Origin of the sequence: Pseudomonas capsici (assembly GCF_017165765.1) — a bacterium.
In the GTDB taxonomy this organism is placed as follows: Bacteria; Pseudomonadota; Gammaproteobacteria; order Pseudomonadales; family Pseudomonadaceae; genus Aquipseudomonas; species Aquipseudomonas capsici.
Genome location: NZ_JAFGZD010000001.1, coordinates 475,191 through 496,009 on the forward strand (window position 1 = coordinate 475,191; position 20,819 = coordinate 496,009).

Genomic DNA, 20,819 nt, shown 5'->3' on the forward strand with positions numbered 1-20,819 from the left:
CCGGATGGCATATTTTCGTCGAGTGACTGTATTGCTACATTGAGTTTCAATTAAACAGGAGACGATAGATGAAAGCTTTAAAGTTGTCCGTTCTTGCCTTTGCACTTGTTTCGCCACTGACTTCGTATGCGTTCAGTACAACGGACTTGCGGGACAGTGAAGAGCGCAGTAAAGCACACCAGGCCAAGGTCGAGGAATATGCGGCCAAGACACAGAAGCCCGTTCCTGTCATACAGAACTATGCCTACGGAATGAAGCTGGATGTTGCCAAGGTCGTGATCAAGACCCCGGCGCCTGGCGATTGCGGGATCAACTATAAGTTCATGACTTATGAAGACTCGCAAGGCGATCTCAATACACTGAGTTACAAGGCAATAACTGAGTGTGCTGGTAGAAACTGATGTCTGTAGACCAATAAGCGGCTGGTGCATATGCGCCAGCCGCTTATTGCATTCCTGGCGGCTACGCCCATCCGGCCCGGGGCTCACCGTCAGCCTTGAATACCAGAGCTTTCAAGCCGCCCTCGATACTGGCATCGGGAAATTCGGGTGGATTTTCCAGGCGTTGCTCGAAGCGCAATTCCGGGGCTTCAACCGCTGTGTGCCGGATCAGAAAATCCGTGCCGACAGCCGGATCGTTCATACAGGCCAGCACCGTTCCATCCTCGGTCAGCAGTTCCGGCAAGCGACGCAGAACCCGTTGATAATCCTTGTCGAGCATGAAGCTGCCTTTCTGGAATGACGGCGGGTCGATGATCACCAGATCATAAGGGCCCGAGCGCGTGACCTTGGCCCATGACTTGAACAGATCGTGGCCCAGAAAGCTGACCCTGCTCAGATCATGGCCATTGAGCCGATGATTCTCCCTGCCACGGTTCAATGCTGCCTTGGCCATGTCCAGATTCACCACATGATCGGCACCGCCGGCAATGGCAGCGACCGAAAAGCCACAGGTATAGGCGAAAAGATTGAGCACTCGCTTGCCCTTGGCCTGGGAACGAACCCATTCGCGGCCATAACGCATGTCCAGAAACAGACCGCTGTTCTGTTTCTTGCCGAAATCCACCTTGTAGCGCAGTTCGTTCTCGGTGATGACCCATTCGTCCATCAACTCGCCCAGAAGGCATTGCATGGTGCTTTGTGGCAGATAGCGATGTTGCAGCAACAGCGTATGGGCCTGGCTCTGTTGCCATTGAGGGGAGTGCGTCAGTTCCAGCAGCAGTCGGGTCAGTGCCTCCAGCTCTGATTCCAGTGGCTCCCGAAACAGGGAGACCAGCACCACACCCTGCATCCAGTCGACGGTAATGTGTTCAAGCCCCGGCCACACTCTGCCGCGTCCATGAAACAGGCGACGGGTTTCATCGGGCACGCTGCTCAAGGCATCGAGTACGTGCTGTTGCAGGGTGGCAAGCGCATCAGGGGTCATGACAAGGGTCGGCAGTGAAAGGGCGCGTATGGTAAACGCATTTCAAGCGACGCTGAAATGGAATAGCAATGCAGTTGCGTCAGCGTGGCATATAGCGGCGTTGCCAGCGATGGGGGATCTTCAGTGATACAACCCCCAGCAAGGCTGAGAGTACGCCGCTGACCAGCAGCGCGTTGAGAGCCATGTGTCGTTCAAGCACGGCACCGATGACGGCCCCGATGAACATGCCTGCCCAGGGGACAAGTTGAATCCGCCAGCCATCTCGGCGCTCACCGAGCATCCGGCGCCCCAGGCCACGTCCGAAACGTGACAGCGCACCGGTCACGTAGGTCAGGCCAACGGGAAGGCCATTGACCTGTTCGACAGCGGCATTGAGCATGCCCATGGCCAGAATGGCCCAGACAAGTGCCAGAATATGCGTATCCATCGGCCAGGCCGCAGCAGCACAGAGTAATGTCGCGACGCTGAGCAGCAAGGGCAGGGCGCGTCTGCCACCCAGACGGGCAACGATGACGCCCAGGGCATTGCCTGCAATAAAGACCACAATTGCCAGTATCAGGCGGGTGGTGGTCCCCGAGTCCCCGTCACTGATGGCAACGGCCAGGCGAGTGGTGTTGCCACTCATGAATGAAACGAAATCCCCGGTGGCCATGAAGCCTATTGCGTCGGTCATGCCGGCCAGTACTGACAGGCTGGCCGCCAATGTCATACCGACCCTGCCACGCCATTTCTGCATGCTCAGGTGTCGGGAGCTGGTGTTGATCTTGGTGGCAGTTGGCAACATGGATGACTCTCTGGAGCAGACCGTGCGTTGCGAGGGGCGTGTTCACTGCGGTTTGGTGCGTACGATCCTTTTCGCCTTGACCTCGTCCGCATAAGCCTTGAGCTGGTCGGCATCGCCGTAGAGCCGATTGACCAACTGCAGAATGGCGGTCACATCGACATCTTTCATGTCAGAGGCGAGCTTGAGAATTTCATCTGCCGTTTTTTCGAGATTGGAGGCCGTGCCCTTCAGGTGCCGCTTCAGCTCCTGGGTCGGCTTATTGAGAGCCATATATGTTCCTGTCAGATAAATGTATGAACTCCATGCCCAGAGAATGGCTTTTTCTACGGTAACAAGCAATCCGCGGGCGGTATCTGACAGTCATGAAGGAAAGGCAGGCAGTCCGTTGCCGGTGATCAATCGTCGCGGGTCAGGACTTCCAGCAGTTCTATTTCAAACGTCAGATTGGAGCCGGGCTGGATATGAGCGCCCATCTTTCTGTCGCCGTAGCCAAGGTGAGCCGGGACGAAGAGCTTGCGTTTACCGCCCACCTTCATTCCCATCAGGCCCAGGTCCCAGCCTTTGATGACCCGGCCGGTCCCAATCACGCACTGGAATGGCTTGCCGCGTTCATGTGATGAGTCGAAGACGGTGCCATCGTCCAGAACGCCAGTGTAATGGGTCGTGATCAAGGCTCCTTTGACCGCTTCCTTGCCGTCCCCGATATGCAGGTCGGTAATCTCCAGTTCGTTGCTCATGGTGTGATTGTCCTGTGGTGGTCGGGGCTGCTTTCTCGCAGAAAAGCCCTTGGGTGGCAAGTTGCGCAAACGAAAACGGGGAAGTTTTCACTTCCCCGTCCGGTAGTTGCAGAGCGTGGCATCACAGATTCTGTGTGCTGATCACCATGGCCTGGGCGATATTGGCCTTCTGCTCTTCGGTAAAGTGATCCCAGACGTTGACCTTGGCGTAGTAGCCAAGCCCTGCCAGGCAATACAGGCTCAAGGTGAGCACGATGAAGATCGAGATGAAGGTCCAGCGGCCTTGCTCGTCTTCACGGTTGAAATCACGGGAGTAGGGGGTGTCTGCAGAGCGGCGGGACGCAAGCACCGAGGAAAGACGTTTGAACCATTGGAACAGATGAATCACAACAAGCCGCAGCATTGGAAATAGCCTCAATATCGGAAAACGGAGCTGGATTTACGGCTCAGTGGGCCGCAAAGCAAAAGCTGAAAACGCAAAAAGCCCGTCGGGGACGGGCTTTCTTTTTATAAGTCTGTTCAAGTCATGTGGGATTTCGCGACAACCCAGGCTGGTTGTCCATGTTCGATTTCGCACTCGCTTGACGATATTCCAACATTTTAAGACAAATGGAGAGCAGCAGCTACCGTCTGGTCGCCGTCCTCAGACAACTGGTCGCCTTTAGGCGTGCGACATAGTGTCGCTGCCGGGAGCTTGTCCATGATTCAAGTCAATCTTTGTAATACTTATTCGACGGGTGAAATATCTTTTTCTATTGTAGGATCTCATCCCGCATTAATTTTCAGGATCATATGAATACCCCTCAGGAGCCTCCTGGTCGCTCTGCTTCATCTACACCCTCTATCTGCTCGCGTGCCCACGCCTCGTTATCGAGTGGATCACTTCATTCAAGCACTGGTTTCTTCACTCTCTTGCAGGGTGTTCGCCCCGTCAGCCTTTTGCCCACCGGATTTACCGAGCCAAGCCCGGTAACGCTGCGTAGTGCATGCTTGATTCTGCCGATGACATCCTCCCGCTACTTTTTGCACGAGACTGAATGATTCCTATGGAATGGATTACTGACCCCACGGCATGGCTTGGCCTGCTTACCCTGATTGTGCTGGAACTGGTGCTGGGTATCGACAACCTGGTGTTCATTGCCATCCTGGCCGACAAGTTGCCTCCCGAGCAGCGTGACAAGGCTCGGGTGATCGGTCTGTCCCTGGCGCTGATCATGCGACTTGGCCTGCTGGCGAGCATCTCCTGGATGGTGACGCTGACCGAGCCGCTGTTCGAGATCTTCGGCCACAGCTTCTCCGGACGTGACCTGATCATGTTGTTCGGTGGTGTGTTCCTGCTGTTCAAGGCCACGATGGAGTTGCATGAGCGACTTGAAGGCCATGTCAGCCAGCGTGCCGGTAATGCCACCTATGCCATGTTCTGGCCTATCGTGGCGCAGATCGTGGTGCTGGATGCAGTGTTCTCGCTGGATGCCGTGATCACTGCGGTCGGTATGGTCGAACAGCTGTCGGTCATGATGATTGCCGTGATTTTCTCCATCGGCCTGATGCTGGTTGCCAGCAAACCGCTGACCAAGTTCGTCAACAGCCACCCGACTGTCATCATGCTGTGTCTGGGCTTCCTGATGATGATCGGTTTCAGCCTGACTGCAGAAGGCCTGGGTTTCCATATACCCAAAGGCTATCTGTATGCCGCCATTGGCTTCTCGATCCTGATCGAGGTGTTCAACCAGATTGCTCGCAAGCGCAGCAAGAAGTCTGCTCATGGTCATCTGCCGCGTCGTGAGCGCGCAGCCCATGCGGTGATGCGTCTGCTGGGCGGACGCAAGCTGGAGGCCGGTGAAGTTGACGAGGAAATCATCGAGATGGTCGAGGGCGAAGGCACCGAGCCGGTCTTTGACCGTCGCGAGCGGGTCATGATCAGCGGGGTCCTGCAACTGGCCGAGCGCCCGGTGCGTACTGCCATGACGCCGCGGACCGAGGTCGACTACATCGATATCGGTGACGATGCAGAGAAAATCCGCCTCAAGCTGATGCACTCGTCATATTCCAGATTGCCGTTGATCGGCGAGGCTGGCATTGATGAGCCGTTAGGCTTCGTGCACAAGAAGGAGCTGCTGAAGGAAATCCTGGCGGGTAACGAACCGGACCTGCGCCTGATGAGCCGCAAGGCGATCAACCTGCTGGATAACTTCACGATCCTCAATGCTCTGGAACAGATGCGCAAAGAGTCGACTCACATCGCATTCGTGGTCAATGAGTTCGGCGACTTCATCGGTGTCCTGAGCATGACCGATATTCTGGAATCCATCGCCGGTCAACTGCCCGATGCCAGTGAAGTGGAAGGGCCGGATATCGTGCCGCAGGGTGAGGACTTCCTGGTTTCGGGTGCCTTGAACCTGAGCCTGATCCGTGAACGGACCGGTTTTCAGGCCAAGGCCACCGATGACTACCAGACGCTGGCCGGTCTGGTCATGAGTCTTCTGGATCGTTTGCCGGTGATCGGTGACAACCTTGACTGGCAAGGCTGGCAACTCAAGGTTGTCGGTGTCGAGGAGCGCCGTGTGACACGGGTTCTGCTGCAAAGGCAGCCTGATGCGCAAACCTCTTAAACGTCTATGAACGCTGGGCAGGGCGGGCTTTTAACCCGCTCTGTCCACGTTTTGCTGTCGGTGGTCAGGCAAGCCTGCACGGTCAGCGATGCTTGGTCTATCCTGCCTCATTCCCTGTGGTTTCAACCTGCAGTCAACCACGTCCACAAACGGAGACTGCCATGGCCACTGCCTTTCTGTTCAATCCCAACCTGACCTATGACGTCGTTTCTACCCGCAAGGCCTACCCGATCTGGCGTATTCGGGAACGCAAGGTCTATGCCTATCTGGAGCATGATCCACGCCGCGACTGGAGCGGCGAGATCGGCACCCTGAGCCTGGGAACCCCGCAGCGTCTGGTTGATCATGACGGGCAAACCATCGCCTATATCGTCGGTGCCGAGGTGCGCGATACCAAGGGGCGAAGGTTTTCCCTTAACGAAGTCAAGGACTGAGCAGGCTAGCGGCGTTTGGGGCGGGACACCACGGATTCGATATTCTTGCGTCCGATCAGCTTTGGCTGTGCAGGTTCCTGGGCTTGCGGCTCATCGATCAGCCATTTGAACATCACCAGACAATCCACCAGTCCCAACTGCCGATGGCGATAGGCGCGTGGCAAGCGCCCTACGGTTGCGAAGCCGAGTTTGCTCCACAAGGCAACCGCCGCCTCATTGGTGGACACCACCGAATTGAACTGCATGGCCAGGAAGCCGCTTTCACGGGCCAGTTGCTGGGAGTGCTCGCACATCAGGCGGGCCACGCCACGTCCGCGTGCGGCTTCGGTCACCATGTAGCCGCAATTGCTGACATGGCTTCCGGGCCCAGCGGCGTTGGCCTTGAGGCAATAACTGCCCAGCAACTGACCATCCTCTTCTGCGACCAGCGTATGCAAGGGCAATTCCATCCACAGAGCGCGCGCCTGTTCCCGAGTCAGTGCCGGATCATAGGCATAGGTTTCCTGTGCCACCACGACAGCCTGAAACGTGGGCCAGAAAATATCGAAGTCGTCGCGGGTCATGGGGCGAATCTGAATCATAAGGGTCCTTGCAAGGGCATACAGCATGTGGCTCGCCAGTATCAGGCGGGTAGATTTTGCCTGAGCCCCAGACTGTTTTGCACCCTTATGATTCCTGGCATACCTCGCAACGCGCAGCCCGCTTGCGATTCAGTGCCAGAAATTGCGGTTGTGCCAGCAGTTGTCCAGGCTTGTCTGTATCTGCCGTTTGCAAGGAGCCCGGTAACAAGGGGGTTGCAGGCGTTCCAATGCCGGGACAGGCCGCTTCATTGGTCCTGACCAGCGGCCCGTTGATGCTCACGCCGCTGTGATCGAGCTTGATAAAGCTGCCGCCGACCTTGAGGGTCAGTTCCATGCCCGCATCGATCACCAGCTTGTCGCCGGACTTGATGTGGATTTCCTCACCGGCTTCGACCAGTTGTGCCACGCCGACCTTGATGTGCTGGACCTGCGCAATGCTCAGGTGATCGTTCGCCCTGACCTCGACCTTGCGGTCGGCATTGACGGTGCAGTGCTGCTCGGCCCTGAATTCGCTGTAGCTGTTGGCCTCGACCCGGTCGTGACGCTCATGGCCGACATGGATCTTCTGATCATGACCAATGCTCTGGTCCCAGTTGCGCTGGGCGTGGATGAAGATCTGTTCCTGATCCTTGCGGTCTTCGATGCGCAGCTCGTTGGAGCCTCCGCCGCCGGGGCTGCTCAAGGTCTTGAACACGCTGCGGGTGCGGTGTTCGGGCAAGGTGTAGGGCGGGACGTTTTCGGCGTGGTACAGGCAGCCGGTCACCAAGGGCTGATCGGGATCGCCTTCCAGAAAGGTCACCAGCACTTCCATGCCGACCCGTGGCAGGGCGACAGCGCCATAGCGGTTGCCCGCCCAACCGGACGAGACCCGCAACCAGCAACTGCTGCTGGCATCCTGCTGGCCTTCACGGTCCCAGTGGAACTGCACCTTGATCCGGCCATGCCGGTCGCAATGGATGTCCTGATCCTGCGGCCCGGTGACCATGGCCGTCTGGCTGCCGGCAATGCGGGGTTTGGGATGGCGCAGGGGCGGGCGGTAGAAGGCATCCCACGGCGTACCCCGGAAGATGTTGCGATAGCCCTGCCAGGCAGGCTGTGGTTCATGGCCAGCGGCTTCTTCCAGCACCTGCGGCTGGCGGCCTTCGTGGCGTACTTCGGTCAGCAGCCAGAGTTGATTCCAGCTGGTCTGCGGGTGCCCGGTCAGGTCGAGAAAGTGACCGCTGAGCAGGGCGGGCTGGTTGCTCTGGCCTTCGGCAAGGCGGTAATCATGGCGATGGCGCTCCAGGGCGCGTCTGGTCAGCAGGCTGCCGCGCTCCCGGTCGGTGAAGCGGCCGGGGTAATCGTAATCCTCGAGGTCCGGGAGGATCGCTTGATCCTGTGTACTTTCCAGGGCTACGCGGGGTTTCTGAAAGTCATAGTCCCGCCGCGTGGTGCGGGTGCTGCGGGTTTCCAGGCGCACATTGAAGCGGTTGACCAGCGGCTCGTCGGGGAGCATTCCGCTGTCTTGTCGGTAGCTCAGGGACGTAAGTCTGGGAAAGACAGTCTGATCGTCGCCAAACACCAGCTTGTGCATCGTGCGGCTGTGCTGAAAGTGGTAGTGCAGGCCTTCCTCTTCACAGAGGCGCTGGATGAAATGCAGGTCCGACTCGTCGTACTGCACGCAGTATTCGCGTTTGGGGTAGGGCAGGCCGAGCTGGAAGTGATAGCGGTCGGCAAGGATGCCGTGATCCTGCAGGATTCGGGCAATGATCTGCGGCAGGGATTGCTGCTGGAAGATGCGTTGATTGATGCGGTGGTTCAGGTGCGCCAGGTGCGGTCGCAGGGTCATGGCGTAGTGGGTCAGCCGCTTGCGTGAATCCCCTTGGGCGATACGGTCGATCAGGCCATGCACGCCAATGCCGTCAGGGCCGAACTGCAGAAAGGCCGGGCGATTGATCAGGCTGTCCAGGTCCTGCGCCGGATCTTCGCTGACCAGTTGCAGCTCAAAGGCAAAGGGCTGGCTGATGGCTTCTGTGCCGGTAAAGGCCAGTACCTGAAAGTCGTGTTTGACGTCTTGCAGGTGCAGGCTGAAATGCGTCTGATGGGCGGATGCGGACATCATGTATTACTCCATGTCTGAATGAGCACCAACGTGAGCCCTGTCGATTCTTTTGAATCGACAGGGTGAGTATCTTCAGAGTCAGGCTATGACTGGAGCACGCAAATCGTCAGACCCGGAGCTTTTGGCTTTCAGATGGTTCCACGTTATCTTGCGATAGGTGAAGTGGACGTCTTGCAAGTGGGCATGGCCCGCATTGGACGAATCCTGGTTGTTGAGCATGTAGTCTTTGATTTCCACGATGACGGCATCTACCAGGGTGGTGGTGTAATAATGCTCTAGCACGCCGTCGGCAATCCGGTACCAATGTATTTCTACTTCGGGAAGATTTTCGCCGCCAGCCAATGCTGCCTGCAACATCGGGGAAGATTTGTCGAATATCTTGGTAATGCACAGAGGTTTATGAATACGTGTACCCGCAGGTTGACTTAACTGCAGATCACACGGAACCGTGACCACATGGCTGACGGCCTGGACCATGATCTGATTTTCATGCTCCTTCTTATAGATGTTCCCGATTGATTCAAACGTAGAGGCTTTCTCAGTAATCAGACCTTGTCTTGAGCCTTTGATGGACATGTAAACAGGTGTAGCCATTGACTTTCTCCTTGCAAAAAATAAGTGTCCGACAGCGTATTTCGCCGATGGAACGATCTGGCTAATACCAAGAAATATGCCAGTTTCTGTTTTTTCTTTTAAAACAGTAGGTTGGCTTTTTGCTAGTTGCTGGCGCAGATGTTTTCAATGCCCGAACTGCGCAAGATTTTGCGCATTTGCGCAATTTAATGTGTGCCCATTCTCAATGCGTTTATTTCTGGGGGATTCAGGGTTTTATTGAGCGATTTATTTGCACTGTGCTGTGCAGGATTTTGCGCATGATGGCTTTATTGCAAGGGGGGCATGAGTTTTTCTCAGGATGTCGGCTGTTCTGAATAGCGGTAATGCATATGTAGTGGTTGTTGTAGTGCCTTTCTCTTCGTGTCTGTAGGAAAATTCCTAAAGTTTAAGGTGTACGTCTTTCTTGCTTGTTAAAGGGTTTGTTCAGGGCTAGTGTGCGCCTCGTGATTTTGCAGCCTGTCTGCGGGTTTTTTAAGTTTGTGTGTTTGCGATTCGACAAGTGGTTTCAGGGATGAAGGTTGATTGATGAGTTATCAGGACAAGCTTTCCATTCATTATCTTGAACTTGTCAATCATCCTGTTTCCGAGCAGTGCCCAGAAGGTGAAGATATTCGCTTTTCAAGCGAATTTGAGGCTGTTGAGGGGGAACTGAGCAAGGTGTATGCCATGCAGGGGAGTGTTCAGGTCGACTGGTTGAAAGTTCGTGAACTCAGTGAACATATTCTGCGTGAGTGCTCAAAGGATCTTCGTGTTGCGGTCTGGTTGACCTGGGCTTTGTATCAATGTGAATCATTTCCCGGCTTGTTGGCGGGGATTAACTTGCTTCATCATTTATGCACGCATCGCTGGCAGGTCCTTTATCCCCGCAAGTTGCGAACCCGAACGGCTGCATTTGACTGGTTGGTGCCAAGGCTTGAACAGGTACTTGTCGAGAACGTATCCGTTACTACTCAGCTACCGCTGTTTCAAAAGCTGGTTGAAAGGCTTGAAGAGCTGGACAGCTTGCTGGCGAGTTGCCTGGGTGATGAGGCTCCGCTGCTGTTACCTGTCCGCCGCAGGCTTGCCGTTATGGTGCAGCGTGCAGTCGAAAGCAAAGCCGATACAGAGAATCTGGTTGTTCAGGTAAAGCAGGTTGCTGCCAGGATCTTTAAAAGTGATGTCACCATTGAAAATGAAAAAGATGCATATAAAGCATTAAAGATACAGCAGGAAAGTGCGCAGAAACTATGTGCCTGGTGGTTGCGTCAGAAAGCTACGGATGTCCGTGCCTTGCGTCTGAGTCGTACGGTGTTCTGGTTGTCCGTCGACAAAGTACCTGATTGCAATGTCATGCAAATAACGGCATTGCATGGTTTGTCCGCCGATAAGTTGAATGCCTATGCCGAGCGTTTTCAGCAAGGACATTATGCGGATCTGGTCGTTGATGTCGAAGCCAGCCTTGCGCAGACGCCTTTCTGGTTGGATGGGCAGCGGCTGGTATGGGAGTGTTTACGGGCGTTGAGAGCAGAGTCGGCAATGCGGGAGGTTGAAATCCTTCTTGCGCTGTTTCTGGAGCGTCTTCCAGGAGTCTGCGACCTGAAATTCCAGGATGGATCACCCTTTGCCGATGATGATACGCATAATTGGATAAATGAGCAGGTCATGCCTCATCTTCAGGTTGAAACTGTTGATGATGCCCCTGAAGAAAGTGTTGTTCAGCCTGAGTGGGATGTCGTGCTTGAAGAGGCGTTATCGATTTTGCGCGGCGATGGCCTGAAGTCCGCTGTTCAGATGCTCAAACAGAAGTTGCAGAGTGCTCAGAGTCAGCGAGAGCGCTTTTATTGGCAGTTTGCTCTGGCGAAGCTCTGTTATTCGGCCAGGAAGTATGAACTCGCCAGAAGTCAGCTGGAAATAATGGATCAATATTTACAGGATTCAGGATTTCACGCATGGGAACCTGAGCTTTCCCTGAAAGTTTTGCACACATTGAATAGCTGCTATGAGTGCTTGCCACAAAACAACGTGGTAAGAGAGCGCAAGGATGAAATATATCGCAGGCTTTGTCACCTCGATCTCGAGGTGTTACTTGAGTAAGCCTTGAAGGCTATAACGGTAAGGGAAAAACGTATGGCAAGAGAAGGCTCTGTCGCGCCGAAGGAACGTATAAATGTCACCTTCAAACCTGCTATTGGAGGCGCAAGGGAAGAGATTGAACTTCCTTTGAAACTGTTGGTGCTGGGTGATTTTACACAGCGTTCCGATGAGCGAAAACTGGAAGATCGTAAAGCGATAAGCATCGATAAAAACAATTTCGATGCCGTGCTGGAAAAACAGGAATTGACACTTTCCTTGAATGTGCCCAACCGCCTTCAAGAATCCGACGGCCACGAAGAGTTGGGGGTCGATATCCGTGTCCGTTCACTCAAGGACTTCAATCCGGCCAGTCTGGTAGAACAGGTTCCCGAACTGAAAAAGCTCATGGAACTGCGGGATGCCCTTATGGCACTCAAGGGACCTTTGGGAAATGTGCCTGCCTTTCGCAAGGCGATTGAAAGTGTGCTTGCCGATGCCGAATCCCGTAATCGTGTATTGGGTGAGTTGGGGCTGGATATTGCTGCCTCGGAAAACGCCTGAGTTTTACGTATAAGGAAATCAATCTAATGAGTGCTGAAGCGCTACGGTCAGAAAACGACAACGCTGTAGAGTATGGGATTCTTGACCGGATTATCGCCGAAACAAGACTGGTCCCCGGTGACGAGGCTTATGATATTGCCAAGCGGGGAGTGGCGGCTTTCATAGAGGAACTTCTGAAGCCACACAACAGCCAGGAACCCGTGAAAAAGGCATTGGTTGATCGTATGATCGCTGAGATCGATACACGGCTTAGCCAGCAAATGGATGAGATTCTGCACCACAAGGACTTTCAGGCGCTGGAAGCTTCATGGCGCGGTCTTCAATTGCTGGTCGATCGCACGGATTTTCGTGAAAATATCAAAATCGAAATATTGAATGTATCCCGACAAGACTTGCTGGATGATTTTGAAGATTCGCCAGAGGTCATGCAGTCAGGCCTTTATAAGCATGTCTACACCGCTGAATATGGGCAGTTCGGTGGCAATCCGGTTGGTGCAATCATCGCCAACTACTTTTTTTCGCCAAGTTCGCCTGACGTGAAAACCCTGCAATATGTGTCGAGTGTTGCCTGTATGGCCCATGCGCCATTCATTGCTGCTGCCGGTCCCGGTTTCTTTGGCCTTGAGCAATTTACAGGCTTGCCTGATCTGAAGGATCTCAAAGACCACTTCGATGGCCCGCAATTCGCCAAGTGGCAAAGTTTTCGCCAGCAGGAAGACGCTCGCTACTGTGCCCTGACCGTGCCGCGGTTTCTGCTGCGTACCCCTTATGACCCGCAAGAGAACCCGGTCAAGACGTTTGTCTACAGGGAAAACGTTTCCGGCAGCCATGAGCATTACTTATGGGGCAATACGGCCTACGCATTTGCCACCCGCCTGACTGACAGTTTCGCCAGGTTCCGCTGGTGTCCGAACATCATCGGCCCTCAGAGTGGCGGTGCTGTCGAGGATCTGCCGCTGCACCATTTCCAGAGCATGGGTGAGATCGAAACCAAGATACCTACCGAGGTGCTGGTTTCCGATCGTCGTGAGTACGAGCTTGCCGAAGAGGGCTTCATTGCACTGACCATGCGCAAGGGAAGTGATAACGCAGCCTTTTTCTCCGCCAGCTCTGTGCAGAAACCCAGGTTTTTCGGTATCGGTGCCGAAGGGAAGACGGCCGAGTTGAACTACAGACTGGGCACTCAGCTTCCCTACATGATGATCGTCAACCGCCTGGCGCATTACCTCAAAGTGTTACAGCGTGAACAGCTTGGCTCCTGGAAAGAGCGTACCGATCTTGAGCTTGAACTGAACAAGTGGATTGGTCAGTACGTGGCCGATCAGGAAAACCCGAGCGCTGATGTGCGTGGCAGTCGTCCATTGCGTGCTGCGCAGATTACCGTCAGTGATGTTGAAGGTGAGCCGGGTTGGTACCGGGTCAGCCTGAATGTGCGCCCTCACTTCAAATACATGGGCGCGGATTTTACGCTTTCCCTGGTCGGCAAGCTGGACAAGGAGTAACCGGATGCACGTTGCAGGCGCTCGGACATGAATCCTTACGGTAGCCTTTTCGAGCGCCTTGGCGGTGAAACCAGGAGCCGTAACGGTTTGAGTCGCGAAGAGTGCGTCATCGCTTCGGTGGCCGCTCATCTTGCGAAGATGCTCGGCACCCGGGCGGGAAGCGTGCAGACAAAGCCTGATTATGGGCTGCCGGATTTGAATGACATGCGCATGAGCCTGCATGACACTCATGCCCGGTCTCGCTCGGCTATCGAGGCTCTCATCAGAACCTGTGAGCCTCGGTTGTCCGAAGTGCGTGTGATATCCCTGCCGCCAGAGGATGGAAAGTTGAAATTGCGATTTTCCATTGAAGGTTTTCTGCTTGTGGAAAACGTGAAACGTGCTGTCTGTTTTACTGCAAGTCTGGGTGGTGGCGGGAAAGTCGATATAAGTTAAGTGTCAGTCAACTTCCAATCGGGTGTGCTCATGTTGCAGGGCATATGTTGATGGAGTATGTGCGGCTGGATTCAGGTCATGTTTTGTATGTGGGTGCTTTTCAGGCACTAATCAGGTGGATAACGCTTGTCTTTTAATACCTATTACCAGAGTGAATTGACGGCCTTGCGTCAATTGGGAAATCGCTTTGCCGAGCGTCATCCTGCACTGGCACCTTTTCTGGGGCAGGCCGGACAGGATCCGGATGTTGAACGGCTGCTGGAGGGCTTTGCATTTCTGACCGGTCGGTTGCGACAAAAGCTGGATGACGAGTTACCTGAACTTACTCATTCATTGATGCAATTATTGTGGCCGAATTATATGCGACCATTTCCAGCGGTCAGCATGTTGCAGTTCGAACCTCTGGAGTATTCGGGAGCCGGTGTGGTAGTTGCCCGTGGAACTCCTGTGGAAAGTATCCCGGTCGAAGGATCCGTCTGTCACTTCCGTACCTGCTACGAAACGGCTGTATTGCCGCTGCGGCTGAGTGCACTGAGTTACTCGGCAAATGGCAGCGGTGTATTGCTCGGTCTGCGTCTTGAAATCAATGGTGACGGGCATATGGGCGCTCTTGAACTGAGTCGGTTGCGCCTGCATTTTGCCGGAGAGCCTTACATCAGTCAGATGTTGTATCTGGGGGTGATGCGTAATCTCGAAAAGATCAGTCTGATACCACTGGATGCGGATGGTAATTCTTTTGTGATAGCGGGTAATGACAGAGTATCTTTCAATCTACCTGTCGATAGAGTGCGGCCGGTGGGGTTTGCAGAGGAGGAGGCTCTTGTTCCTTATCCGCTGAACACTTTCCGGGGGTATCGTTATCTGCAGGAATATTTTGTATTCAAAGAGAAATATCTGTTTGTTGATGTGTTGGGCCTTGATGTAATAAATTCGCTTGCGCCGGAAATCATGGAGAAGGTGCGGGGCGTAGAGTTATCCTTTGAGATTGTAAAGAGTGATATTCAGCGCCTGCGACCGACCTTGCAGAATATCAGGCTGTATTGCACACCTGTCGTGAATCTGTTCAAGCAGGATGCATTACCTATTCGTCTTGAAGGCACTCAGGACGAATACAGGGTGCTAGCGGGTGAGCAGGACTCAAGAACATGCGGGATCTTTTCGGTCGACAAGGTTACAGGCTGGCAGCCTGGAGGCCTGGGTTATCAGGAATTTGTGCTGTTTGAATCATTCGAGCACGACCCCAGTTTCGATGTTCAGTATCCAAGGCCTTATTACAGCATTCGTCAGCATCCTTCACCGCTGCATGATGGCCTGGATACATACTTGAGCTTCGATGGTCGTCAGACCAGTCAGCATGAAACCATTTCTGTGGAGTTGACCTGTACCCATCAGGATCTGCCCTTGCAGCTAGCCGTGGGCGGCATTTGCAGGCCTTGCGAGGAAACGCCCGATTTTCTGAAGTTCAGAAATATCACCCCGGCGACACGAAGCTTTGCTCCACCGCTTCATAAAGAGTTTCTGTGGCGGGTGATCAGCAATATGTCCTTGAATTATCTGTCGCTGAACAATGTCTCGGCGCTGAAATGCATTCTGGAAACATATGATTTTCCGCGTCATTACGATCAACAGGCAGAGCGAGTCAGCAAGCAGCTTTTAAATGGCCTCAAATCCATTCGTCATGAACCCGTCGACCATTTATATCGAGGTCTTCCTGTTCGCGGGTTGAAAACGGAATTGCTGATCGATACGCAAGGTTGTGCCGGAGAAGGAGGCCTGTTTGTCTTTGCCTCGGTACTTAACGAGTTTTTTGCTCTTTATGCCAGCCTCAACTCTTTTCATGAGTTGCATGTAAAGAGTACCCAGGGAGAAGTATACGAATGGACTCCACGAATGGGACTTCAGCCTCTGATCTGAAACGTCTGAGTCAGACAATACGCCGATACTCTCTGTTTCAGGCCATACCTCTGATTATCGAGCAACTACGGAAAGCCAATCCGGATATTGATGCGGAGAGTGTCCAGGACCTGCTGGAGTTTCAAGCCAACCCGGGCATGGGCTTTCCTGGTAGCGATATTGATTCCTTGCAATTTTTTGAAGAATACGGACAGCAACGGGCACGACTCACACTCAATCTCTCAAGTTTGTCTGGAAGCAGTTCACCGTTACCTGCTTTTTATAGTGAACAAGCGCTGGGCGACAGTATGTCAGCGAAAACCACCCGTTCGTTTCTGGATGTTTTTCATCATCGATTGCATCGACTTATTTTTCCGGTCTGGCGCAAATATCGTTATGACGCCAGTTTTACGAATGGGGCGCAGGACCCGTTTTCAAGTCAGCTTTTTGCACTGATAGGTCTGGCGGGTGAGGAAGTTCGCAGTACTGAAGAACTCAACTGGAAACGTTTGTTTCCCTATCTCGGCTTATTGAGTTTGCGTGCTCACTCAGCGGCGTTGATAGAGTCTGTTCTGCGTTATTACTTCAAACATGCCAGCCTGTTTATTGAACAATGTATGGAACGTTCGGTTGTTATTGTGGAACGACAACGCAGTTTTCTGGGGAGGCTCAATAGCCGCCTCGGTGAAGATGGAGTACTGGGTGAGCGGGTCTGTGATCGGGGCGGCAAGTTTCGTATTCATATCAGGCAACTTGGCTGGGATCGTTTTCACGAATTCCTGCCCATCGGTTCCGGCTTTGGATCTCTTGCGGCACTGGTGCGTTTTACCTTGCGTGACCAACTGGATTACGACATTCGCCTGGAGTTGCGCCAGGACGAAATCAGAGAGCTGCGTATTGGCAATTCGAACTGTTGCCATCTGGGCTGGAGCAGTTGGCTCGGACATGAACAGGCCGATGGCCTCGTCACTCTGAATAGTCATTAAGGACAGATATCGATGATCAATGTAGACCTGCAACAACTTGTCAATGCGCTGGATGCCGTCACCCGCAGAGACCTTGAAGGAACGGCCGAGCGTTGTGTGGCAAGAGGCGGGAGCCAGATTCTTGTGGAGGATCTGCTGCTGGCCCTGCTCGAGCGTCCAGACGGTATGCTGTCCCGTGCCTTGCAGGACGCCGATGTAGAGCCGGGAAGTCTGGTTGCAATCCTGCAGCCGAGCATGGAACACAGTTGTTCCCGCAACCCGGTATTTGCCCCGGAACTGGTGCAGTGGCTTCAGGATGCGTTACTGGTCGCCAATCTGGAATTGGGCCAGAGTCAGATCGGGCAGGCGGCCTTGATCCTGGCGCTGTTGCGTAATCCGGTCCGCTGCGCCGGCAGCCGCTATCAGCCATTGCTGGCGAAGATAAATATCGACCGTCTGCGTGATTTCGCGCTTGGTGAGCAGACTGCCTCTGCCCACATCCCTCTGGAAAGAGGCGAATCCCTGTTGGCCCGTTTCACCCATAACCTGACTCGCCAGGCCCGCGACGGCAAGCTCGATCCGGTTCTGTGTCGTGATCCCGAGATCCGGCAGATGGTCGACATTCTGGCGCGTCGGCGCAAGAACAATCCGATTGTGGTCGGGGAGGCGGGTGTCGGCAAGACCGCAATTGTGGAAGGGCTGGCGCTGCAAATTGTCCGGGGCGAAGTCCCGCAGCCCTTGCAGGGTGTCGAGCTGTTGTCGCTGGACATGGGCTTGCTGCAGGCCGGAGCAAGCCTGAAGGGAGAGTTTGAACGTCGTCTCAAGGGCATCATCGATGAGGTGAAGTCTTCGCCCGAGCCCATCATCCTGTTTATCGATGAAGCTCATACCCTGATCGGTGCCGGAGCCCAGGCGGGTAGTTCCGATGCGGCGAATCTGCTGAAACCTGCCTTGGCGCGGGGTGAACTGCGGACCATCGCGGCAACCACCTGGGCAGAGTACAAGAGGTATTTCGAGAAAGACCCGGCCCTGTCGCGGCGTTTTCAGCCGGTACAGTTGCATGAGCCTTCGGTGGAGGAGGCCATCACCATCCTGCGTGGTCTGGCACCGGTCTATGAAAAGAGTCACGGCGTCTATCTGCGTGACGATGCGGTTGTTGCGGCTGCCCGGTTATCGGCACGTTACCTGTCCGGGCGGCAGTTGCCGGACAAGGCGGTCGATGTTCTGGACACGGCCTGTGCCCGTGTTCGGATCAGCCTCGCAGCGGCTCCCGAAAGCCTGGAGCGGGTGCGTGCCGGTTTGGCGCAAGGGCAGCGCCAGATCGATGCTCTGAGACGCGACGCAGATGCAGGTTTAGCGGTCGATGCGTGTCTGTTGTATACGCTGCAGGCCCGGATGGCACAGGCGAGCGAGGAAGAGGCCGAGCTGGAGCGGCTTTGGCATCAGCAACGAGAGGATGCTGAACATCTGCTCCGATTGCGGCAGCAACTGGCTGATGCGCGCCTGGGGCACGAAGGCGTGCCCGAATCAGTTGAGCATGAACTGCAAGTCATTCATCAGCGTCTGTCCCGGAGTCAGTCAAGCCATCGACTGGTCAGTTTCGAGGTCTGCCCCCGTCTGGTCGCCGAGGTGATCAGTGCCTGGACAGGCGTTCCGCTTTCCCAACTGGCTGGCGAATACTGCGACAAGGTGGCCGATTTCGCCTCGGGCCTGCGTGCCTGGATCCGCGGACAGGAGCAGGCCATTGAGGCCCTGGATCGCTCCATGCGTGCCGTTGCTGCGGGTCTGAACAAGCCCGATGCGCCTGTCGGAGTCTTTCTGCTGACAGGTCCCAGTGGTGTCGGCAAGACAGAAACCGCTCTGGCGCTCGCTGATCTGCTTTATGGCGGCGAGCGTTTTCTGATCACGATAAACATGTCCGAATTCCAGGAGAAACATACGGTTTCCCGGTTGATCGGCGCGCCGCCCGGTTACGTCGGTTACGGTGAAGGTGGAATGCTGACCGAGGCTGTCCGGCAAAAGCCGTATTCGGTGGTTTTACTGGATGAAGTGGAAAAGGCCGATCCCGATGTGTTGAATCTCTTCTATCAGATCTTCGACAAGGGCGTGGTCAATGACGGAGAGGGAAGGGAGATCAGCTTCCGCAACACATTGATCCTGATGACCTCCAATCTGGGCAGCGACTCTATCGCGGCGCTGTGTCGGAACGGCCAGCGGCCCGAAGCGCATGAACTGGACAGGATTATCCGTCCGGCACTCAGTGCCCACTTCAAGCCGGCGTTGCTGGCACGGATGCAAGTGGTGCCTTATTACCCGGTCAATGAGCTGCTGATGCGCGAGCTGATCGAACTCAAGCTTCGTCGTCTGGGGGAGCGTCTCTCATCCCGGCTGTTGGTCTTCAGTCATTGCCAGGCGCTGGTCACTTACCTGGCGGAGCGTTGCGCGCAAAGTGACAGTGGCGCACGACTGGTGGATTCCCTGCTTGACCTGCACGTGATGCCGCTGATCGCAGACCGGGTGCTCGATGCCATGGCCCGGGGTGAAAGGCTCGAAACCGTGCATGCCACGCTTGACGCCACCGGCACCGTCATTTGCGAGTGCGCATGATGTTCAGCTCAATCGAAGAACCCTTGGGCTATGCCCGCAGACTCTGTGCTCAATACACTCGTCTTGCGCATTTTTCCGACAGCGAGATGCTGTTGCAGGGGATGGCTCTTGCCGCCGCCGAACTGAGTGAGTGCGAGCTGGGCCGCTTATATCTGCTCGATGCCACGCATACCCGTCTGCACTTGTGTGCCGAGTCGCTGGAAGGTGTGACTGTTCCCGTAAGCCCTGCAAGTCTTGAATTGGATTGCAAGGCTGAGCAGCTATTGCAGTTCTGTCTCAGCCAGAACCAGGTTGTCAGTGTGAGCGAGCTCGGTGCCGGGATCTATGACACCGGTTTTTTACCGACTCATGAAAAAGGCTGGAAATCGTTGCTGTGCGTGCCTCTGTTGGATCAACGGCAGAGCGTCGTCGGTCTGCTGCTGTGCGCCGGTCTGAATCGCAGAGTGCTCGATGGTTTTGCCGAGTCTCTGGGCGAGCTCGGGTCATTTGTACTTTCGCAGCTGCGCTTGCTGAAGCGTCTGCGACCTTTCAGCAGCCCCCTCGAAGTGAAGCCTTCCCGGGCACGGTATGGCCTTATCGGCCAGAGCGAAGTCATGCATCAGACCTGTCACTTGATCGGCAAGGTGCTGCACAGCTCATACACGGTCTTGCTGACCGGTGAGACGGGTACAGGCAAGGAGGTAGTGGCTCGTGCCATTCACGATCATGGCCCTCGTCGTTCCAGGCCTTTTGTCGTGCAGAACTGTACGGCCTTCCCGGAGGGACTTCTGGAAAGCGAGTTGTTCGGGTATTGCAGAGGTGCATTTACCGGTGCTGACCGTGACCGCGCGGGGCTGTTCGACACCGCCAACGGTGGCACGTTATTGCTGGACGAGATTGGTGATATGCCGCTGTCCTTGCAGGCAAAGCTGTTGCGGGTCTTGCAGGAAGGAGAGATACGCCCTCTGGGTTCGAGTGAAACCCGCAAGGTCGATGTTCGAATCATTGCGGCAACCCACCGCAATCTCCAGGCCCTGGTCGCCGAAGGGTTATTCAGGGAAGACCTTTATTATCGGCTTGCCCAGTTTCCCATCGAGTTACCCCCTTTGCGTCATCGTGAAGGCGACATCGCAGAACTGGCACGGCATTTTGCCGACAAGGCCTGTCAGCTTCTTGATCGTGCACCTGTGCAATGGTCCGAGGTGGCGCTTCTGCTGCTGTGCCGACGCAACTTCCCCGGCAATGTCCGTGAACTGAAAGGGCTTGTAGAGCGTGCTGTTCTGTTATGTGAAGGGGACGAACTGTTGCCTGAACACTTTTCCTTCGATGTGAAACTGTTGATTCGTGATACCACGCTTAATCTGCGAGAGCGTCTTGAGCAAGTCGAGCGCTGTGTACTGCTTGATTCCTTGAGAAAGAGTGGTGGCAATCGCAGTCTGGCAGCGCGTGAATTGGGATTGGCACGTCGTACTCTGCTTTATCGCATGTCTCACTTGAATATCGGGCGTGACGAGCTGCATGCCTGATCGATAAGTA

19 protein-coding genes are annotated in these 20,819 nt (G+C 54.8%); 11 read left to right on the forward strand and 8 right to left on the reverse strand.

The genetic code is table 11. The annotated features are described in order from the left end of the window. Positions 1-68: 68 nt before the first annotated feature. Positions 69-401: a DUF2790 domain-containing protein gene (locus JSY17_RS02020; RefSeq protein ID WP_117187152.1), complete on the forward strand. Its 333-nt coding sequence runs from the start codon at positions 69-71 to the stop codon at positions 399-401. Between the two features lie 61 nt (positions 402-462). Here the strand turns inward: JSY17_RS02020 and JSY17_RS02025 are convergent, their stop codons facing one another. The 5 genes from JSY17_RS02025 to JSY17_RS02045 all read right to left on the reverse strand — a co-directional run bounded on the left by JSY17_RS02025 (position 463) and on the right by JSY17_RS02045 (position 3,349). Further along, the gene (locus JSY17_RS02025) at positions 463-1,425 is read right to left on the reverse strand and encodes a class I SAM-dependent methyltransferase (RefSeq protein WP_122371765.1); all 963 of its coding nucleotides are present in this window, start codon (positions 1,423-1,425) and stop codon (positions 463-465) included. Between the two features lie 79 nt (positions 1,426-1,504). After that, the gene (locus tag JSY17_RS02030; protein WP_200998582.1) at positions 1,505-2,209 is read right to left on the reverse strand and encodes a YoaK family protein; all 705 of its coding nucleotides are present in this window, start codon (positions 2,207-2,209) and stop codon (positions 1,505-1,507) included. A gap of 42 nt (positions 2,210-2,251) precedes the next feature. Then, complete coding sequence (locus JSY17_RS02035) at positions 2,252-2,479, reverse strand: hypothetical protein (protein ID WP_117180793.1); 228 nt, start codon at positions 2,477-2,479, stop codon at positions 2,252-2,254. A gap of 125 nt (positions 2,480-2,604) precedes the next feature. Then, positions 2,605-2,946 carry an FKBP-type peptidyl-prolyl cis-trans isomerase gene (locus tag JSY17_RS02040; RefSeq protein ID WP_117180792.1) on the reverse strand — a complete coding sequence of 114 codons (342 nt, stop codon included), beginning with the start codon at positions 2,944-2,946 and terminating at the stop codon, positions 2,605-2,607. Positions 2,947-3,067: 121 nt separating this feature from the next. Further along, a complete protein-coding gene (locus JSY17_RS02045; protein WP_117167672.1) occupies positions 3,068-3,349 on the reverse strand; it encodes a hypothetical protein in 282 nt (93 codons plus the stop codon). 643 nt (positions 3,350-3,992) lie between these two features. Between JSY17_RS02045 and JSY17_RS02050 the strand changes: the two genes are divergently transcribed. Together JSY17_RS02050 and JSY17_RS02055 are read left to right on the forward strand one after the other, a co-directional pair. Then, on the forward strand, positions 3,993-5,558 hold the full coding sequence (locus tag JSY17_RS02050) for a TerC family protein (RefSeq protein WP_117167671.1): 1,566 nt from the start codon (positions 3,993-3,995) through the stop codon (positions 5,556-5,558). 161 nt (positions 5,559-5,719) lie between these two features. After that, positions 5,720-5,992 (forward strand): hypothetical protein, encoded by a 273-nt coding sequence (locus JSY17_RS02055; protein ID WP_117167670.1) that lies wholly within the window; start codon positions 5,720-5,722, stop codon positions 5,990-5,992. A 5-nt stretch (positions 5,993-5,997) separates the two neighbouring features. Here the strand turns inward: JSY17_RS02055 and JSY17_RS02060 are convergent, their stop codons facing one another. The 3 genes from JSY17_RS02060 to JSY17_RS02070 all read right to left on the reverse strand — a co-directional run bounded on the left by JSY17_RS02060 (position 5,998) and on the right by JSY17_RS02070 (position 9,268). Continuing rightward, positions 5,998-6,573 carry a GNAT family N-acetyltransferase gene (locus JSY17_RS02060; protein WP_122370695.1) on the reverse strand — a complete coding sequence of 192 codons (576 nt, stop codon included), beginning with the start codon at positions 6,571-6,573 and terminating at the stop codon, positions 5,998-6,000. A gap of 85 nt (positions 6,574-6,658) precedes the next feature. Then, positions 6,659-8,671: a type VI secretion system Vgr family protein gene (gene tssI / locus JSY17_RS02065; RefSeq protein WP_206401404.1), complete on the reverse strand. Its 2,013-nt coding sequence runs from the start codon at positions 8,669-8,671 to the stop codon at positions 6,659-6,661. An 81-nt stretch (positions 8,672-8,752) separates the two neighbouring features. After that, on the reverse strand, positions 8,753-9,268 hold the full coding sequence (locus tag JSY17_RS02070; protein WP_122370710.1) for an Hcp family type VI secretion system effector: 516 nt from the start codon (positions 9,266-9,268) through the stop codon (positions 8,753-8,755). A gap of 546 nt (positions 9,269-9,814) precedes the next feature. Here JSY17_RS02070 and tssA point away from each other — a divergent pair. The 8 genes from tssA to JSY17_RS02110 all read left to right on the forward strand — a co-directional run bounded on the left by tssA (position 9,815) and on the right by JSY17_RS02110 (position 20,809). Continuing rightward, the gene (tssA, locus tag JSY17_RS02075) at positions 9,815-11,362 is read left to right on the forward strand and encodes a type VI secretion system protein TssA (protein ID WP_206401275.1); all 1,548 of its coding nucleotides are present in this window, start codon (positions 9,815-9,817) and stop codon (positions 11,360-11,362) included. 33 nt (positions 11,363-11,395) lie between these two features. Beyond that, positions 11,396-11,902 (forward strand): type VI secretion system contractile sheath small subunit, encoded by a 507-nt coding sequence (tssB, locus tag JSY17_RS02080; protein WP_117187157.1) that lies wholly within the window; start codon positions 11,396-11,398, stop codon positions 11,900-11,902. A 26-nt stretch (positions 11,903-11,928) separates the two neighbouring features. Beyond that, positions 11,929-13,404: a type VI secretion system contractile sheath large subunit gene (tssC, locus tag JSY17_RS02085; RefSeq protein WP_117180787.1), complete on the forward strand. Its 1,476-nt coding sequence runs from the start codon at positions 11,929-11,931 to the stop codon at positions 13,402-13,404. Positions 13,405-13,431: 27 nt separating this feature from the next. Next, complete coding sequence (gene tssE / locus JSY17_RS02090) at positions 13,432-13,839, forward strand: type VI secretion system baseplate subunit TssE (protein ID WP_206401278.1); 408 nt, start codon at positions 13,432-13,434, stop codon at positions 13,837-13,839. A 126-nt stretch (positions 13,840-13,965) separates the two neighbouring features. Beyond that, a complete protein-coding gene (gene tssF, locus JSY17_RS02095; protein ID WP_206401284.1) occupies positions 13,966-15,753 on the forward strand; it encodes a type VI secretion system baseplate subunit TssF in 1,788 nt (595 codons plus the stop codon). Then, complete coding sequence (gene tssG / locus JSY17_RS02100; RefSeq protein WP_206401291.1) at positions 15,717-16,718, forward strand: type VI secretion system baseplate subunit TssG; 1,002 nt, start codon at positions 15,717-15,719, stop codon at positions 16,716-16,718. Before tssF ends, tssG begins: the two co-directional genes overlap by 37 nt. A gap of 6 nt (positions 16,719-16,724) precedes the next feature. Further along, on the forward strand, positions 16,725-19,304 hold the full coding sequence (tssH, locus tag JSY17_RS02105; protein WP_206401406.1) for a type VI secretion system ATPase TssH: 2,580 nt from the start codon (positions 16,725-16,727) through the stop codon (positions 19,302-19,304). Then, positions 19,304-20,809 (forward strand): sigma-54 interaction domain-containing protein, encoded by a 1,506-nt coding sequence (locus JSY17_RS02110; protein WP_206401409.1) that lies wholly within the window; start codon positions 19,304-19,306, stop codon positions 20,807-20,809. The genes tssH and JSY17_RS02110 overlap by 1 nt, the downstream gene beginning before the upstream one ends. The last annotated feature ends 10 nt before the right edge of the window (positions 20,810-20,819 follow it).

Bases quoted from the DNA above. Each gene is read 5' to 3' on its own strand.
- JSY17_RS02020 (WP_117187152.1), top strand. From the start codon at position 69: ATGAAAGCTTTAAAGTTGTCCGTTCTTGCCTTTGCACTTGTTTCGCCA.
- JSY17_RS02025 (WP_122371765.1), bottom strand. From the start codon at position 1,425: ATGACCCCTGATGCGCTTGCCACCCTGCAACAGCACGTACTCGATGCC.
- JSY17_RS02030 (WP_200998582.1), bottom strand. From the start codon at position 2,209: ATGTTGCCAACTGCCACCAAGATCAACACCAGCTCCCGACACCTGAGC.
- JSY17_RS02035 (WP_117180793.1), bottom strand. From the start codon at position 2,479: ATGGCTCTCAATAAGCCGACCCAGGAGCTGAAGCGGCACCTGAAGGGC.
- JSY17_RS02040 (WP_117180792.1), bottom strand. From the start codon at position 2,946: ATGAGCAACGAACTGGAGATTACCGACCTGCATATCGGGGACGGCAAG.
- JSY17_RS02045 (WP_117167672.1), bottom strand. From the start codon at position 3,349: ATGCTGCGGCTTGTTGTGATTCATCTGTTCCAATGGTTCAAACGTCTT.
- JSY17_RS02050 (WP_117167671.1), top strand. From the start codon at position 3,993: ATGGAATGGATTACTGACCCCACGGCATGGCTTGGCCTGCTTACCCTG.
- JSY17_RS02055 (WP_117167670.1), top strand. From the start codon at position 5,720: ATGGCCACTGCCTTTCTGTTCAATCCCAACCTGACCTATGACGTCGTT.
- JSY17_RS02060 (WP_122370695.1), bottom strand. From the start codon at position 6,573: ATGATTCAGATTCGCCCCATGACCCGCGACGACTTCGATATTTTCTGG.
- tssI (WP_206401404.1), bottom strand. From the start codon at position 8,671: ATGTCCGCATCCGCCCATCAGACGCATTTCAGCCTGCACCTGCAAGAC.
- JSY17_RS02070 (WP_122370710.1), bottom strand. From the start codon at position 9,268: ATGGCTACACCTGTTTACATGTCCATCAAAGGCTCAAGACAAGGTCTG.
- tssA (WP_206401275.1), top strand. From the start codon at position 9,815: ATGAGTTATCAGGACAAGCTTTCCATTCATTATCTTGAACTTGTCAAT.
- tssB (WP_117187157.1), top strand. From the start codon at position 11,396: ATGGCAAGAGAAGGCTCTGTCGCGCCGAAGGAACGTATAAATGTCACC.
- tssC (WP_117180787.1), top strand. From the start codon at position 11,929: ATGAGTGCTGAAGCGCTACGGTCAGAAAACGACAACGCTGTAGAGTAT.
- tssE (WP_206401278.1), top strand. From the start codon at position 13,432: ATGAATCCTTACGGTAGCCTTTTCGAGCGCCTTGGCGGTGAAACCAGG.
- tssG (WP_206401291.1), top strand. From the start codon at position 15,717: ATGGACTCCACGAATGGGACTTCAGCCTCTGATCTGAAACGTCTGAGT.
- JSY17_RS02110 (WP_206401409.1), top strand. From the start codon at position 19,304: ATGTTCAGCTCAATCGAAGAACCCTTGGGCTATGCCCGCAGACTCTGT.